This is a genomic window from Rathayibacter sp. Leaf185, from assembly GCF_001423885.1.
Lineage (GTDB): Bacteria > Actinomycetota > Actinomycetes > Actinomycetales > Microbacteriaceae > Rathayibacter.
This window is the reverse complement of sequence record NZ_LMPP01000002.1, coordinates 418,575-431,333: the sequence shown is the minus strand read 5'-3', so window position 1 is coordinate 431,333 and position 12,759 is coordinate 418,575. Positions and strand designations below refer to the sequence as shown.

The window sequence follows — 12,759 nt, the reverse complement described above, 5'->3', positions numbered from 1 at the left end:
TCGAGTTGTCGATCCTGGCAAGTGCCCCGGTGATTTTACGCTGTCGTTGACCCGATGCTCCCTGAATGAACGCTGGACGCTTCGGGTGACCTGTTGTGGCCCGCATCGGCGGGGCGTCAGGGGGGCCGCCACACAGCCTCTGCTCTGTCAACCACCCCCCGCCCGGCACGTAGGCTCGACCGGTGGACATCTACGACGTGCCCGTCGAGACGGCGGACGGAACCCCGACGACCCTGAGCGAGTACCGCGACGACCTGCTGCTGATCGTGAACGTCGCGAGCCGCTGCGGGCTCACTCCGCAGTACGGCGAGCTGCAGGAGCTGTCGACGCGGTACGAGGGACTCTCGATCGTGGGCTTCCCCTGCAACCAGTTCAACGGGCAGGAGCCGGGGACGAACGACGAGATCCAGGCGTTCTGCTCGGCGACCTACGGCGTCGACTTCCCCGTGCTGGCCAAGACCGAGGTGAACGGCCCCGAGCGCCATCCCCTCTACTCGATGCTGACGGAGGCGGTGGACGCGTCGGGAGCCGCCGGTGACGTGCAGTGGAACTTCGAGAAGTTCCTGGTGCGCGACGGCCGGGTCGTGGCGCGGGTGCGACCGCGCGAGTCGCCGGCGACTCCGGAGTTCGCAGCGCTGGTCGAGGAGCACCTGCCGCGCTGAGCCCCTCATCCGCCCCCGCGAGATGCCGGGGCTAGGTCCCCATCGCCCAGGGCTCGCGGTCGCCGCGGAGGCGCGCGGCGAGCGCCATCGCCTGCTCATCGGTGAGCGTGGCGACGTAGTCGACGATCCCGCGCGCACGGCCCAGGCGCTCGAGCGACTGCGGGTCGGCGCGCGGTCGGCCGCGCTCCCCCGCCGGCAGCCACTCCGGGCGGTCGGCGCGCAGGCGGAAGTAGCCGTCTGTCGCGAGCTCGATCAGATCGAGCAGCTTCTGCGGGGCGCGGGCGTTGTCGCGCGGGTCGGCCAGCCAGTCGTCGAGATGCGTGACCAGCGTCTCGAGCACCTGCGACTGCCCGCGCTGGTAGGTCGCGAAATCGGGACGGTCGATCACGAAGCGCGTGTGCACGAACTTCAGCACCGCCACGTCGTGCCACGCGTCCGGGAGGAGCGACACGTGCCCCGAGCGGACGTTCGGGTCGGCGAGCACCAGCACCGAGCGCTGCAGTCGCCCGATCCACGACGACACGAACGACTCGATCGCCCGCTCCGTGCGGGTCGAGCCGTCGAACGGCAGTGCGAGCAGCCCTTCGACCAACTCGGTCGACACCCGCTCGACCGAGGCGCGGAACAGCTCGTCGCCGGCGATCCACGGGTCGCGGGCGACCAGCCTGCGCCGCAGCATCTCGAGAGAGTGCCCCGGCGCCCGGCCCCACAGCTCGCCGGCGTCGAGCGAGGCGAGCGCGTGCTGCTCGCGGAGGAACGCGCGGAACTCGACCGCGACGGCCGCCTGCTGCAGCACTCCCGCCCGGTAGAAGTCGTCGAGGTCGTGCAGCGAGTAGGCGATGTCGTCGGCGACGTCCATCACCGAGCACTCGAGCGTCTGCTGCCACGGCGCGATGGCCTCAAAGCCCGCGCGGGCGTCGAGCAGATCATCGAGATCGAGCGTGTAGGCCGAGAACTTGGGCGGCGCGGTCTCCCAGCGGCTGGCCGTCGAGCCGCGCGGCAGCTCCGTCGGGTCGGTGGAGTCGATGCCCGGGCGGCAGACGACGCGCCCCCAGGGGTACTTGAGCACGGCAGCACGGGAGGCCGCCGTGAGGTTCAGCCCCGCCTCGACCGTCTCGCAGACATCGAGCTCGGAGAGGATGCGGAACGACTGCGCGTTGCCCTCGAAGCCCTCCTCGAGCCCGAGCTTCTCGCGGGCGAGGCGGTCGAGCGCCTGCTCGCCGAGGTGGCCGAACGGAGGGTGCCCCAGGTCGTGGGCGCTGGCCGCGGCCTGCACGACCACGGGATCGCAGCCGCCGAGGCGCTCGACGAGCTCGCGCTGGGCGCGGTCGGTCGTGGTGAGCTGCATGGCGATCGCACGGGCGACCGCGGTGACCTTGATCGAGTGGGTGAGGCGGTTGTGGACGACCTGGCCGACTCCGCTGGGCGAGATGACCTGCGTGACGGCCGAGAGCCGCGCGAAGTAGGGCGAGAAGCGGATCCGCTCGAGATCGACCCGGTACTCGGGGAACTCCTCGCCGGTCGAGAAGCGGTCGACCGGCTCGGGCACGCGGCGATCGCGTCGGCGGTCGCGCGGGCGACGGAGGGCGTCGCGGTGCGCTGTCGGCACGCCGCCGGTGTCGCCGCCCAGCGGGTCGGCGCGAGCTGCTGAGCCGGGTACCTCATCCATGGGGCCACACTACGGGCGCGGTGCGGGCTCCTCCGCGTCCCCCCGCGGCCCCACCGCGATCAGCACCGCCGCCGCCACGACTGCGCCGAGGACGTAGGCGGCGATGTCGAGCCACGAGAACGTGCTGCCGACCACGAGCGCCAGCGGCGGCCACAGCTCGACGAGGCGCGCCGCGGCTCCGATCGCCTGCAGCTGCTCCATGGCGATCGACCAGGCGAGCGCGATGCCCGCCGCCGTCACGGGTGACAGCCGCGGCAGCACCACGCACGCCAGCACCGCGACCAGCACGACGTAGAGGACACTGCCCGCCACGTCGGCGAACAGCCCGGTCAGCAGGAAGCGCAGGGCGAGCCCGAGGCCCAGGGCGCCGAGGGCAGCGAGCACGAAGGGCAGTCGCGCCCTCATCGCGCGGCCCCCTCGTGCGCGGTCCGGAGGCGGTCGAGGGCGAACAGGAAGGCGCGGTCGTCCGCGACGACCCAGCCGAGCGGGCCCGGGGAGGCGACCACGAGCGGCACGAGCACCGTCCGGCGGCGGCGCGCGGCTCGGGAGGCGCGCGCCAGCCCCCGGAAGCCCTCGGCGACGGGCGGGAGCGGCGCCAGCACCGACAGCACGGCGGCCCGGACGCGGTGCGCCCCGTGGGCGACGGTGCCGACCTCGACTCCGGAGACGTCGCTCCACGCCGCGATCGCGAGGGAGTCGGCGCGCTCCGCGGCGAGCGCCGGCCCGCCTCCGCCGAGCGTGACGACCACGGCTCCGCGGCTCGTGGCGGCGGAGGCGGGGGCCCCCAGGCGCTCGAGGGCGCGGTCGAACTCGCGCGTCCGGAGGACGACGACTCCCTCGCCGATCTCGGCCAGCTCGGCGAGGCGCCTCTGCCGCTCGGGGGACGCCTGGCGCAGCCGCGAGTCCAGCGCGGAGCGGAGGCGCCGCGCGTGCAGCGGGGTCGTCACGAGGGTCGTCGGCTCGAAGCGGGTGCGGGGCGGCAGGGGGACCCGCGGGCCGGTCGGCGTGCCCGGTGCACCCCAGGGCGGCGGCGGGGTCTGGGTCATGACCGTCCTCCTGTCGATGGCGTGGCTGCCTCCGATTCTCGTGCCTCCGCCTCCCACCTCGCCGGGAGCGCCTTGCCGGGAGGGCCCAGCCGACCTAGGATGGAGGTACCCCCCGGGGGTATCAACTCCCCTCCCGGAACCCACGCAAGGAGACGCGCATGAGCAGCACCCGCCTCGATCTCGGACTCACGGCCAAGGGCGGCGCGGCGAGCACCGGCGGCGGCTGCGGCTCGGGGGACGCCTGCGCGTGCGGCGGCCACGGCGAGTCCCACGGATCCGCCGCCGCCGCCTCGAGCGCCTCCTCCGTCAGCTTCGGCGTCGCGGGCATGACCTGTGAGCACTGCGTGAACAGCGTCACGGAGGAGCTCGCCGCCTATCCCGAGGTCGAGAGCGTCGACATCTCCCTGGCTCCCGACGGCGTGTCGCGGGTGACGGTCGGCTCGACCCGCCCGCTCGGCCGGGAGGAGATCGCCGGCGCGATCGCCGACGCCGGCTACCGGCTCGCTCCCCTGTCCTGACGGCGGAGAAGACTGATCCGATGGCCGGCACGACGCTCGAGCTCGAGATCGGCGGGATGACCTGCGCCTCCTGCGTGGCGAGGGTCGAGCGGAGGCTGGACGCGCTCCCCGGAGTGACGTCAAGCGTCAACCTGGCACTCGAGCGCGCGACGCTCACCCTGCCGGAGGGGACGACCGCGGCAGAGGCGATCGCCGCGGTCGAGGCGGCCGGCTACACGGCCACCGTGCCGCAGACCTCGGCCCCCGAGGCCGGCCGGGAGGTCGAGCCCGGAGACGACGAGCGACGGATACTGCGCACGCGACTGCTGATCTCCGCCCTGCTGGCCGCGCCGGTCGTGCTGCTCTCGATGATCCCTCCGCTGCAGTTCGCGAACTGGCAGTGGCTCACCCTCACTCTCGCCGCTCCGGTGGCGGTCTGGGGCGCCTGGCCGTTCCACCGGAATGCCTGGCGGGCGGCCCGACACGGCTCGACCACGATGGACACCCTGATCAGCCTCGGCGTCAGCGCCGCGTTCCTCTGGTCGGTGTACGCCCTGTTCCTCGGCGACGCAGGGCGGATCGGCATGAGCATGCCGTTCGAGCTGCTCGGCTCGCGCTCGGGCCACGACGAGATCTACCTCGAGGTCGCGGCGGCCGTGCCCGTTCTGGTGCTCGCCGGCCGCTACCTCGAGGCCCGATCGAAGCGGGACGCGGGCGCGGCCCTGCGAGCGCTCCTCCACCTCGGCGCGAAGGACGCGGCACGCCTCACGACCGACGGCGGCGAAGAGCGCGTGACCGCCACTGCGCTCGCGGTCGGCGACCGGATCCGCGTGCGGCCCGGTGAGGTCGTCGCGGCCGACGGCACCGTGCTCGACGGCTCGAGCGCGGTCGATGCGAGCCTGCTCACCGGCGAGAGCGTGCCGGTCGAGGTGGGCCCCGGATCTTCCGTCACCGGCGGCGTGCTCAATGCGCACGGCGTCCTGACCGTCCGGGTCGACCGCGTCGGATCCGCGACCACGCTCGCCAGGATGGGCCGTCTCGTCTCGGAGGCCCAGGCCGGCAAGGCCCGGGTTCAGCGCCTCGCCGACCGCGTCTCCTCCGTCTTCGTGCCCGTCGTGGTGGTTCTCGCGCTCGCGACGCTCGCCGGCTGGCTCCTCTCGGGAGCGGACCTCGCGGCCGCCGTCTCGCCCGCCGTCGCCGTGCTGGTCGTGGCGTGCCCCTGCGCGCTCGGTCTCGCGACACCGACCGCCGTGCTGGTCGGCACCGGACGCGGATCGCAGCTGGGCATCCTGATCCGCGGACCCGAGGTGCTCGAGAGCAGCCGTCGTGTCGACACGGTCGTCTTCGACAAGACGGGCACGCTCACGACGGGCGCCTTCGAGCTGGTCTCGACCGCCGACGACGAGGCGCTGCGGATGCTCGCCGCCGTCGAGCGCGGATCGGAGCATCCGCTCGCGGCCGCGATCGTGCGCGGAGCCCAGGCGCGAGGACTCGACGCGCCGGAGGCGACCGGCTTCCGCGCGAGCGCCGGCGTCGGCGTGCGCGCCCGGGTCGGCGAGCGCCTCGTCGTCGCGGGGCGGCTCGGCTGGCTCGAGGAGCAGTGGGGGTACGACTCCGAAGCCCTGGCCGGCGAGGTCTCGCGAGCCGCCGAGTCGGGCGGCACGGTCGTCGGAGTCGGCTGGGAGGGCGAGCTGCGCGGCATCGTGGTGCTGCGCGACCAGCCCCGAGCCGACGCCGCGACCGCCGTGGCGTCCCTCCGCGGGCGCGGGCTGCGCGTGCTCGTCCTCACCGGCGACACCACCCGGGCGGCCGCGTCTCTCGCGGCGGCGGTCGGCATCGACGAGATGATCGCCGAGGTCCTCCCCGAGGGCAAGCTCGCCGTGATCGAGCGGTTGAAGGCGGAGGGGCGCAGCGTCGCCTTCGTCGGCGACGGCGTCAACGATGCGGCTGCCCTGGCAGCGGCCGACGTCGGGATCGCGATGGGAGCCGGCTCGGACGCGGCCATCGAGGCGAGCGACATCACGCTCGTGGGCGACGACCTCTCGCGCGTGCCCGACGCCCTGAGGCTCGGCCGCCGGACGCTGGGCGTCATCCGCGGCAATCTCTTCTGGGCCTTCGCCTACAACGTCGCCGCGATCCCCCTGGCGATGGCAGGGCTGCTCGGCCCGCTGGTCGCCGGTGCCGCGATGGCGTTCTCGAGCGTGTTCGTCGTGCTGAACAGCCTCCGCCTGCGCTCGTTCCGCGCGGGCGGCTGAGCGACGGCCGGAGCGACGTGGTTGGCTGAGAGGATGCGAACCGAGACCCGTCAGGGCGTCCCCCTCCTCCTCGTCGACGACGAGGGCGCCGCACTGTCCACCCCCGAGGACGCGCTCGCGCTGGTGGCCGAGACCTACGGCGGCGACGTCGAGACGATCGTCGTGCCCGTCGGCCGCCTCGACCCGGAGTTCTTCCGCCTCCGCTCCGGCATCGCCGGCGAGTTCGTGCAGAAGCTCGTCAACTACCGCAAGCGCCTCGTGATCCTCGGTGACATCACCGCGCACGTGTCGGCCTCGAGCGCGCTGCACGACTTCGTGGTCGAGTCGAACCGGGGTGACCACCTCTGGTTCGTGCCGGGTGTCGACGCGCTCGACGACCGCCTCCGCGGCTCGGCGACCGCCGACGAGCCGGGAGCCGACGGCGGGGTGGAGCCGACGCCCGGCCCCGCCCACTGATGCCTCTCGAGCTCGGCGGCCCGGTTCGGCTGCTGCTCCTCGCCGACACGCACCTGCCCAAGCGGGCGAAGGCGCTCCCGGACGAGGTCTGGGGCGCCGTCGACGACGCCGACCTCGTCGTGCACGCGGGCGACTGGGTCGACGAGGAGACGCTCGACGCCCTCGAGGCGCGCTCGCGGCACCTCCTGGCGGTCTGGGGCAACAACGACCCCGCGGGGCTGCGCGCCCGGCTGCCGGAGGTCGCGCACGCGACCGTCGGTGGCCTGCGCGTCGGCGTCGTGCACGAGACCGGAGCCGCCACGGGGCGAGAGGCACGGGCCGATGCCGCGCATCCCGACACCGATCTCCTGGTCTTCGGGCACAGCCACATCCCCTGGGACTCGGTCTCGCCCCGCGGCATGAGGCTGCTGAATCCGGGCTCGCCGACCGATCGCCGGCGCCAGCCCGCCTGCACCTACCTGACGGCGACGGCCGACGCGGGCGTGCTGAGCGAGGTGCGGCTCACGAGCCTGCCTCCGCGCCGGCTCACCACCGCCTGAGGGCGCTCTCGCGACGAGGGCGACCCCTTCCGGGCCCCTGGCGCAAGGGGGTCACAGAGAAATGAGGTCGGCCTAAGCTCACGGAGATGACTCGCTCAGCCGACAGACCCGATTCCGCGCACCTGCGTCCGGAGGGTCTCGACAGCGCCACGGTGGCGGCGCTGGGCAAGCTGTCGGAGGCGCTCGAGACCGTCGAGCACGCACGCGGCCTGCTCTACGGATTCCACCGGCTCACCGGATCGGCGGACCTCGCCCTCGGTGAGGCGGTCGAGGCGTTCCGGGCCGCAGGGCACGACGACATCGCCGATTCTCTCGAAGCCGACCTCGTCGGGCGCAACGTGATCGAGGGCCGCTGGACGTTCCAGATCGTCGAGGACTACGACGACACCTACTACCGCGAGTTCCGCGAGCAGGAGCAGGCCGCGCGGGACAGCCTCGCCGGGGGGCGCCGCCACCTCTTCGAGTCGGAGATGAAGGAGGACCGCCGGACGAGCGGTCGCCGCCACCACGAGTCCCGACCGAGTGCCGGATGAACGCCGTCATCCGGATGAACTCGTCGGCGATGCGCGTCAAGGCGGTCACGCCGGGACGCGGAGGCGAGCCTCCCGAAGCGGCGACGGTGAAGCGCACGACCCTCAGCATCGACGGGCGCCGATTCCTCCTGCCGATCGAGGCCGACACCGAGACACTCGAGAAGCGCCTGGTCGAGGCGGTCCGCGCGCACGGCGACATGGTCAACTTCATGGTCGCCGGCGATCGCGAGGTCTGCGTCCTGGTGTCGCCGGGAGTCGCGGTGATCCTCGAGCACGAGGAGATCCCGGTCGAGGACACCGAGGCGGAGGACTCCCCGCTGCTGTACGACGACGTCGAGTACCTGAGCTGATCGGCGTCCGAGCAGCTCGCCTCGTGAGCTGACGGACGTTCGCGCTGATCGGTGCCGGACCGGTTCAGACCGCTCCCGTCGACGCCCACAGCCAGAAGGCGGCGTGCGCGCGGTGCGGACGCCATGACAGCGACCGCGTCTCGGCCGCCGCGGTCGTGATGCCGCCGAGCGCGCGACGCAGGACGAGATCGCCGGCCGGGAACGCGTCGGGATCGCCGAGGAGGCGCAGCCGCAGGTAGTCGGCCGTCCAGGGTCCGATCCCGGGGATCGCGAGCAGGAGACGGCGCTGCTCGACGAGGTCGCCGTCGCGGTCGAGCGCGAGGCCGCCGGCGAAGGCCGCGGCCACCGCCCGGACCGTCCTCGCGCGGGCGTTCGTGATGCCGATCGCCGAGCGCAGCACCTCCGGATCGGGCGCGAGGAGCGCCTCCGGGGTCGGGAAGCGGGCGAGACCCTGCGCACCCACGGCACCGAAGGCCGCCACCGCGCGCCCGCCGAACGTGCGGGCGGCGGCGACGGAGACCTGCTGGCCGAGCACCGCCATCACCGCGGACTCGAACGGCTCGGGGTACTGCACGGCGCGCAGACCCGGTCGCGCGGCGATGACCGGCGCCAGGACCGGGTCGAGGGAGAGCTCGCGGCCGATCGCCGCGAGGTCGGAGTCGAGGTCGAACCAGGCGCGCACGCGTCGGGCGGCCTCGGCGGCGATAGCGGCGGCGGTCTCGAGGCGGACCCCCGTCGCGGTCAGCTCGAGCGCGATCAGGTGCGGGGTGCCGTCGAGGGAGAGGAGCCGCTCGAGGCGGGTGCCGTCGCCCGCGACCCGGTCGACTCCCGGAAGGGAGTGCGCGCGGAGGAGGCTCGCCGCGCCCTCGCGGTCGAACGGGCCGTTCGCCTCCAGGTCGAGGACGACCGGTGCAGGCGCGGTCAGGGGAGAAGCACCACCTTGCCGCCGGCGCGTCCGGAGGCGACCAGCTCGATCGCCTCCGCGGCCTCGCGCAGCGGGAACGAGGGGCCGAGGACCACCTCGAGCTCGCCGCGGCCGGCACTCTCGAGCAAGGGGGCCCGCGCGGCGCTGCGGAGCGCGGTGCCGGGGTCGGCTCCGTCGCCGCCGCCGAGCAGGAGGACACCACCGAGCCGGGCGGCGTGCTCGAACCCGGCGATCGTGGCGATGCGCGAGCGGTCGGCGACGAGGGCGACCGACACGTCGAGGGCCTCGTCGGTGCCGGCGGTGTCGAGGGCGACGTCGATGCCGCCGGGCGCGAGCGCGCGGACCCGCTGCTCGAGGCCGTCGCCGTAGCGGACGGGCTCGCCGCCGAAGCGACGCACGAGCGCCTCGCCGCGCTCCCCCGCCGTGCCGATCACCCGGGCACCCCTGGCCCGGGCCAGCTGCACGAGAAGCGAGCCGACCGATCCGCTCGCGCCGTGCACGAGCACGGTGTCACCGCCCGTGACGTGCGTCGCCTCGAGCAGGTGCGCGGCGGTCGTGCCGGTCAGCAGCAGCCCTGCCGCCGCCGCCCAGCCGAGCCCCGCAGGCTTGGGCAGGACCGACCCGGCGGGGACGACGATCTCCTCCGCGAACCCGCCCACGACCCGGAACCCGACGACCTCGTCGCCGACGGCCATCGCGCCGAGCGGACCGATCGCGTCGGCACCCACCGCCGTGACCACTCCCGAGACCTCCCCGCCGGGACGCACCGGGGTGCGCCCTCCGAAGACCCCCCTCAGCTGCTTGGCATCGGAGGGGTTCACCCCGGCCGCGCGCACCCGGAGCCGGACGCGTCCCGGGCCGGGCTCACCGGGGTCGACCTCGACCGCGTGGAGGGCCGCCGGCCCCCCGAAGTCGTCCGCCTGCATCGCCAGGACCATCTGCTCCACCTCTCCTCGATGCGGCGACGCTAGCAGCGACGTCCGACACCGGAGCGTCTGCGCTGCCGCCTGCCGAGAACGCCCGTTCCCGGAGCGCCTACCATGGGGGGATGGCCCCCACTCTCGAGCGCGCCCCCCGCGAGGCGATCCTCGCCGCCGCCGATCGGCTCTACTACGAGCGCGGCATCCAGTCGGTCGGGATGGACGAGCTCCGGACGGCCGCCGGGGTCTCGCTCAAGCGCCTGTACTCCGAGTTCCCGAGCAAGGAGGCGGTCGTCGTCGCGGTGCTGCAGGGCCGCCACGAGCACTGGTCGGAGGGTGTCACGGCCCGCGTCGACTCCGCATCGGGCGCCCGCGAGAAGCTCCTGGCCATCTACGACTTCCTCTTCGACTGGTTCTCCGAGGACTCCTTCCGAGGCTGCGGCTTCATCAACGCCTTCGGCGAGCTCGGCTCCTCGAACCCCTCCGTCGCCCGGCTCGCCCGCGAGCACAAGGAGTCGTTCCAGCAGTTCCTCGGGACCCTCGCCGAGGAGGCGGGTGGCGGCGCCGAGCTCGCGGCACAGCTGGCGATCCTGGCCGAGGGCGCGCAGACCACCGCGGCGATCGCGGGCACTCCGGAGTCGGCCCTGCACGCCCGCCGCGCGGCCGAGATCCTGATCGACGTCGAGACGAGGTAGCGCCCGACGCCGCCCGGCACGGTCCCCCGCCTGCTGGTCGAGCCCGCAGCCCGGCAGGGACGTCTCGAGACCCGTCGGCGTCCGCAGATCGGCCTCCTGATCCGGCCTTCCGATACTGGTGGATCTCGATGCGCCCGCTGCGCGGGCTGCGGGCTCGATCAGCGGGCAGGACGTCCGAGAGGCGCCGCACCCCACCACTCGAGCGGGCACGCGCGTAGCCTCGCGGGCATGTCCGACATCACGGCGATCATCGGCGGCGCCGACGCCCGCCTCGCGCTCACCACCGCTCCCGGCACCTCCGCGTACACGATGCATCGCGACGGCGAGACCCTCGTCTGCACGGTCGGCTCGACGACGCTCACCTACCAGCTGCGCGCCGTCACCGATCTGCATGCCTGGCTGCTCCAGCAGGGCGGGTGGGTCCCCCTGGGCGGCGCCGACGAGAGCAAGCCCGCGCCCGCCGGCAGCGTCGAGGCGTTCGGACGCGACGAGGCGAATCCGGTCGGCGGCTGGTACGGACTCCGCCGCGGCTACCGCGGGCGCTTCGGCGTCTACCTGCCGCCGCTCCTCGAGCACCTCGGCCTGGTCGAGCTCGAGCACGCCGCCCGCAACAACCGCGTCCGCGCGAAGGTCTAGCTCAGGCCGCGCCGCCCCCGGGCGGGCCGACGACCAGCAGCGCGCCGAACACCGCGGCGACCGCCGCCAGCACCACGGCGCCCGCGAGGACGGGACGACCGAGCGCCCAGCGGAGCAGCCGGCTGAGGATCCCCCGGTCTCGCGGGTCGGATCCGGCCTCGCGCCGCCACGGACCCTCGAGCATCCCGCGGCGCTCGAAGCCGCGCTCGAGCGGGACCGTCGCGTAGGGGACGACCGCGCTGGCCACCGCGAGCAGCGTCGCGCCCGCGGACCAGCGCTGATTGACCGCGAGGACGAGGGCGGCGGCTCCGTAGGCGAGGAACGCGAAGCCGTGGATCGGCCCGGCGACGCTCACCGGCCAGTCGCCCGCGCGCACGACGTACTTGAGCAGCATTCCCGCGATCAGCAGGGTCCAGGTCACGGCCTCGACGATCGACAGGAGGCGGAAGAGGCGGCGCGGGCTCATGGGATCGGCTCCGTTCGAGGCCCGCGTCGGCGGGCGGTCGGGGTCGGTCGAGGGACGCTCGGAAGCGTACTCAGACCGCCTCGACGGCGCCTGCGAGCCCGGTCAGGCCGGCCAGCCCGCCACGGCGAGGGTCGACAAGGCTCCGACGGCGAGCGCCGCGAGCGTGGCGAGGGCCCCCTGCAGACGCATCCGTTCCGGTTCGACCGGCGGCGCGCCGTGCACCTCCGCCCACAGACGCCGGGCGACCTCGCGAGCGGAGGGGCGTGCGGCGGGGTCCAGGGCCGTCATGGCCGCGATCAGAGAACGCCAGTGCTGCGGGACCGAGGCGGGGATCACCGGTGCGTGGTGCATCCGCTGCAGCGAGATCTCGAGCGTCGTGCCGCTGTAGGCGCGGGCGCCCGAGAGCGCTTCGAGCAGCACCAGACCGAGGGAGTACACGTCCGAAGCGGGTCCGACGTCACCGGAGCCGAGACTCTCGGGGCTCAGGTAGGCGGCTGTGCCCACGAGGACGTCGGAGCGGGTCAGCCGGGCATCCTCGAGCGACCGGGCGATGCCGAAGTCGCTGAGCTTCGCCTCGCAGAGCGCGGTACCGGAGGGGACCGGGCGCGAGCGGACGAGGACGTTCTCGGGCTTCACATCGCGGTGCACGACGCCCTGCTCGTGCAGGTGCGCGAGCGCATCGGCGATCTGAGCGCCGACCTCAGCGAGGAGCCGCGCGTCGCCCGAGGTGAACCACCGCGCTGCGGGATCGGCGGCGGCGAAGTACTCGAGCACGAGGAACGACGACTCCCCCGCCTCGCCCTGGTCGAGGACATCGACGATGGACGGGTGCCGTGAGTCGATCTGGAGGCGCGTCTCGCGCTCGCGACGGGAGCGCTCGTCCGGGGTGTCGGCGGCCGAGCGGTGCACCTTCACCGCGACGGCCCGAGCGAGACGGAGGTCGCGGGCGCGGTACACGACGCCACTGCCACCCGCCCCGATGCGCTCGAGCAGGAGGTAGCGGTCGAGCAGGGTCGCCCCGAGGAGGTGGTCGACGAGTTCCGCTGCTGCGGGCATCTCGATCCTCCTTCTCGACAGCGACAGGGTCGGAGGCGCAGACCCGGTTCATCA

Annotated in this window: 16 protein-coding genes; 9 read left to right on the top strand and 7 right to left on the bottom strand. The window is 73.9% G+C overall.

The window, feature by feature from the left end; genetic code table 11:
• Positions 1-182: 182 nt before the first annotated feature.
• Entirely contained in the window at positions 183-662 is a 480-nt protein-coding gene (locus tag ASG06_RS09365; protein ID WP_056041380.1) for a glutathione peroxidase, read from the top strand.
• 31 nt (positions 663-693) lie between these two features.
• Here the strand turns inward: ASG06_RS09365 and ASG06_RS09360 are convergent, their stop codons facing one another.
• Genes ASG06_RS09360 through ASG06_RS09350 form a run of 3 tightly spaced genes read right to left on the bottom strand, consistent with a single transcriptional unit; the run spans position 694 to position 3,377 of the window.
• Complete coding sequence (locus ASG06_RS09360) at positions 694-2,331, bottom strand: deoxyguanosinetriphosphate triphosphohydrolase family protein (protein WP_082499098.1); 1,638 nt, start codon at positions 2,329-2,331, stop codon at positions 694-696.
• Positions 2,332-2,340: 9 nt separating this feature from the next.
• Entirely contained in the window at positions 2,341-2,736 is a 396-nt protein-coding gene (locus ASG06_RS09355) for a DUF2809 domain-containing protein (protein WP_056041377.1), read from the bottom strand.
• Positions 2,733-3,377, bottom strand: a complete 645-nt coding sequence (locus ASG06_RS09350; protein WP_056041374.1) for a hypothetical protein — start codon at positions 3,375-3,377, stop codon at positions 2,733-2,735. The genes ASG06_RS09355 and ASG06_RS09350 overlap by 4 nt, the downstream gene beginning before the upstream one ends.
• 158 nt (positions 3,378-3,535) lie before the next feature.
• On the opposite strand from ASG06_RS09350, the gene ASG06_RS20480 reads away from it, so the two are divergent.
• From ASG06_RS20480 to ASG06_RS09320, 6 genes are all read left to right on the top strand, one after another.
• Positions 3,536-3,895 carry a heavy-metal-associated domain-containing protein gene (locus ASG06_RS20480; protein ID WP_082499097.1) on the top strand — a complete coding sequence of 120 codons (360 nt, stop codon included), beginning with the start codon at positions 3,536-3,538 and terminating at the stop codon, positions 3,893-3,895.
• A gap of 20 nt (positions 3,896-3,915) precedes the next feature.
• A complete protein-coding gene (locus tag ASG06_RS09340; protein WP_056041371.1) occupies positions 3,916-6,129 on the top strand; it encodes a heavy metal translocating P-type ATPase in 2,214 nt (737 codons plus the stop codon).
• 33 nt (positions 6,130-6,162) lie between these two features.
• Positions 6,163-6,585, top strand: coding sequence for a DUF4180 domain-containing protein (locus tag ASG06_RS09335; protein ID WP_056041369.1), 423 nt, complete (start codon positions 6,163-6,165; stop codon positions 6,583-6,585).
• The gene (locus ASG06_RS09330) at positions 6,585-7,124 is read left to right on the top strand and encodes a metallophosphoesterase family protein (RefSeq protein ID WP_056041366.1); all 540 of its coding nucleotides are present in this window, start codon (positions 6,585-6,587) and stop codon (positions 7,122-7,124) included. Before ASG06_RS09335 ends, ASG06_RS09330 begins: the two co-directional genes overlap by 1 nt.
• An 86-nt stretch (positions 7,125-7,210) precedes the next feature.
• Positions 7,211-7,657: a hypothetical protein gene (locus ASG06_RS09325; RefSeq protein ID WP_056041364.1), complete on the top strand. Its 447-nt coding sequence runs from the start codon at positions 7,211-7,213 to the stop codon at positions 7,655-7,657.
• On the top strand, positions 7,654-8,007 hold the full coding sequence (locus ASG06_RS09320; protein WP_056041362.1) for a hypothetical protein: 354 nt from the start codon (positions 7,654-7,656) through the stop codon (positions 8,005-8,007). Before ASG06_RS09325 ends, ASG06_RS09320 begins: the two co-directional genes overlap by 4 nt.
• A 64-nt stretch (positions 8,008-8,071) precedes the next feature.
• Here the strand turns inward: ASG06_RS09320 and ASG06_RS09315 are convergent, their stop codons facing one another.
• Positions 8,072-8,902, bottom strand: coding sequence for a DNA-3-methyladenine glycosylase family protein (locus ASG06_RS09315; protein WP_056041360.1), 831 nt, complete (start codon positions 8,900-8,902; stop codon positions 8,072-8,074).
• A gap of 26 nt (positions 8,903-8,928) precedes the next feature.
• Positions 8,929-9,870, bottom strand: a complete 942-nt coding sequence (locus ASG06_RS09310) for a quinone oxidoreductase family protein (protein ID WP_056042494.1) — start codon at positions 9,868-9,870, stop codon at positions 8,929-8,931.
• 110 nt (positions 9,871-9,980) lie between these two features.
• Between ASG06_RS09310 and ASG06_RS09305 the strand changes: the two genes are divergently transcribed.
• Both ASG06_RS09305 and ASG06_RS09300 read left to right on the top strand, forming a co-directional pair.
• Entirely contained in the window at positions 9,981-10,547 is a 567-nt protein-coding gene (locus tag ASG06_RS09305; protein WP_056041358.1) for a TetR/AcrR family transcriptional regulator, read from the top strand.
• Between the two features lie 228 nt (positions 10,548-10,775).
• On the top strand, positions 10,776-11,183 hold the full coding sequence (locus ASG06_RS09300) for a DUF6855 family protein (protein ID WP_056041356.1): 408 nt from the start codon (positions 10,776-10,778) through the stop codon (positions 11,181-11,183).
• 1 nt (position 11,184) lies between these two features.
• Here the strand turns inward: ASG06_RS09300 and ASG06_RS09295 are convergent, their stop codons facing one another.
• Both ASG06_RS09295 and ASG06_RS09290 read right to left on the bottom strand, forming a co-directional pair.
• Positions 11,185-11,649: a DUF3817 domain-containing protein gene (locus tag ASG06_RS09295; protein ID WP_056041354.1), complete on the bottom strand. Its 465-nt coding sequence runs from the start codon at positions 11,647-11,649 to the stop codon at positions 11,185-11,187.
• A 102-nt stretch (positions 11,650-11,751) separates the two neighbouring features.
• Positions 11,752-12,705 (bottom strand): serine/threonine-protein kinase, encoded by a 954-nt coding sequence (locus ASG06_RS09290; protein ID WP_056041350.1) that lies wholly within the window; start codon positions 12,703-12,705, stop codon positions 11,752-11,754.
• Between the last annotated feature and the right edge of the window lie 54 nt (positions 12,706-12,759).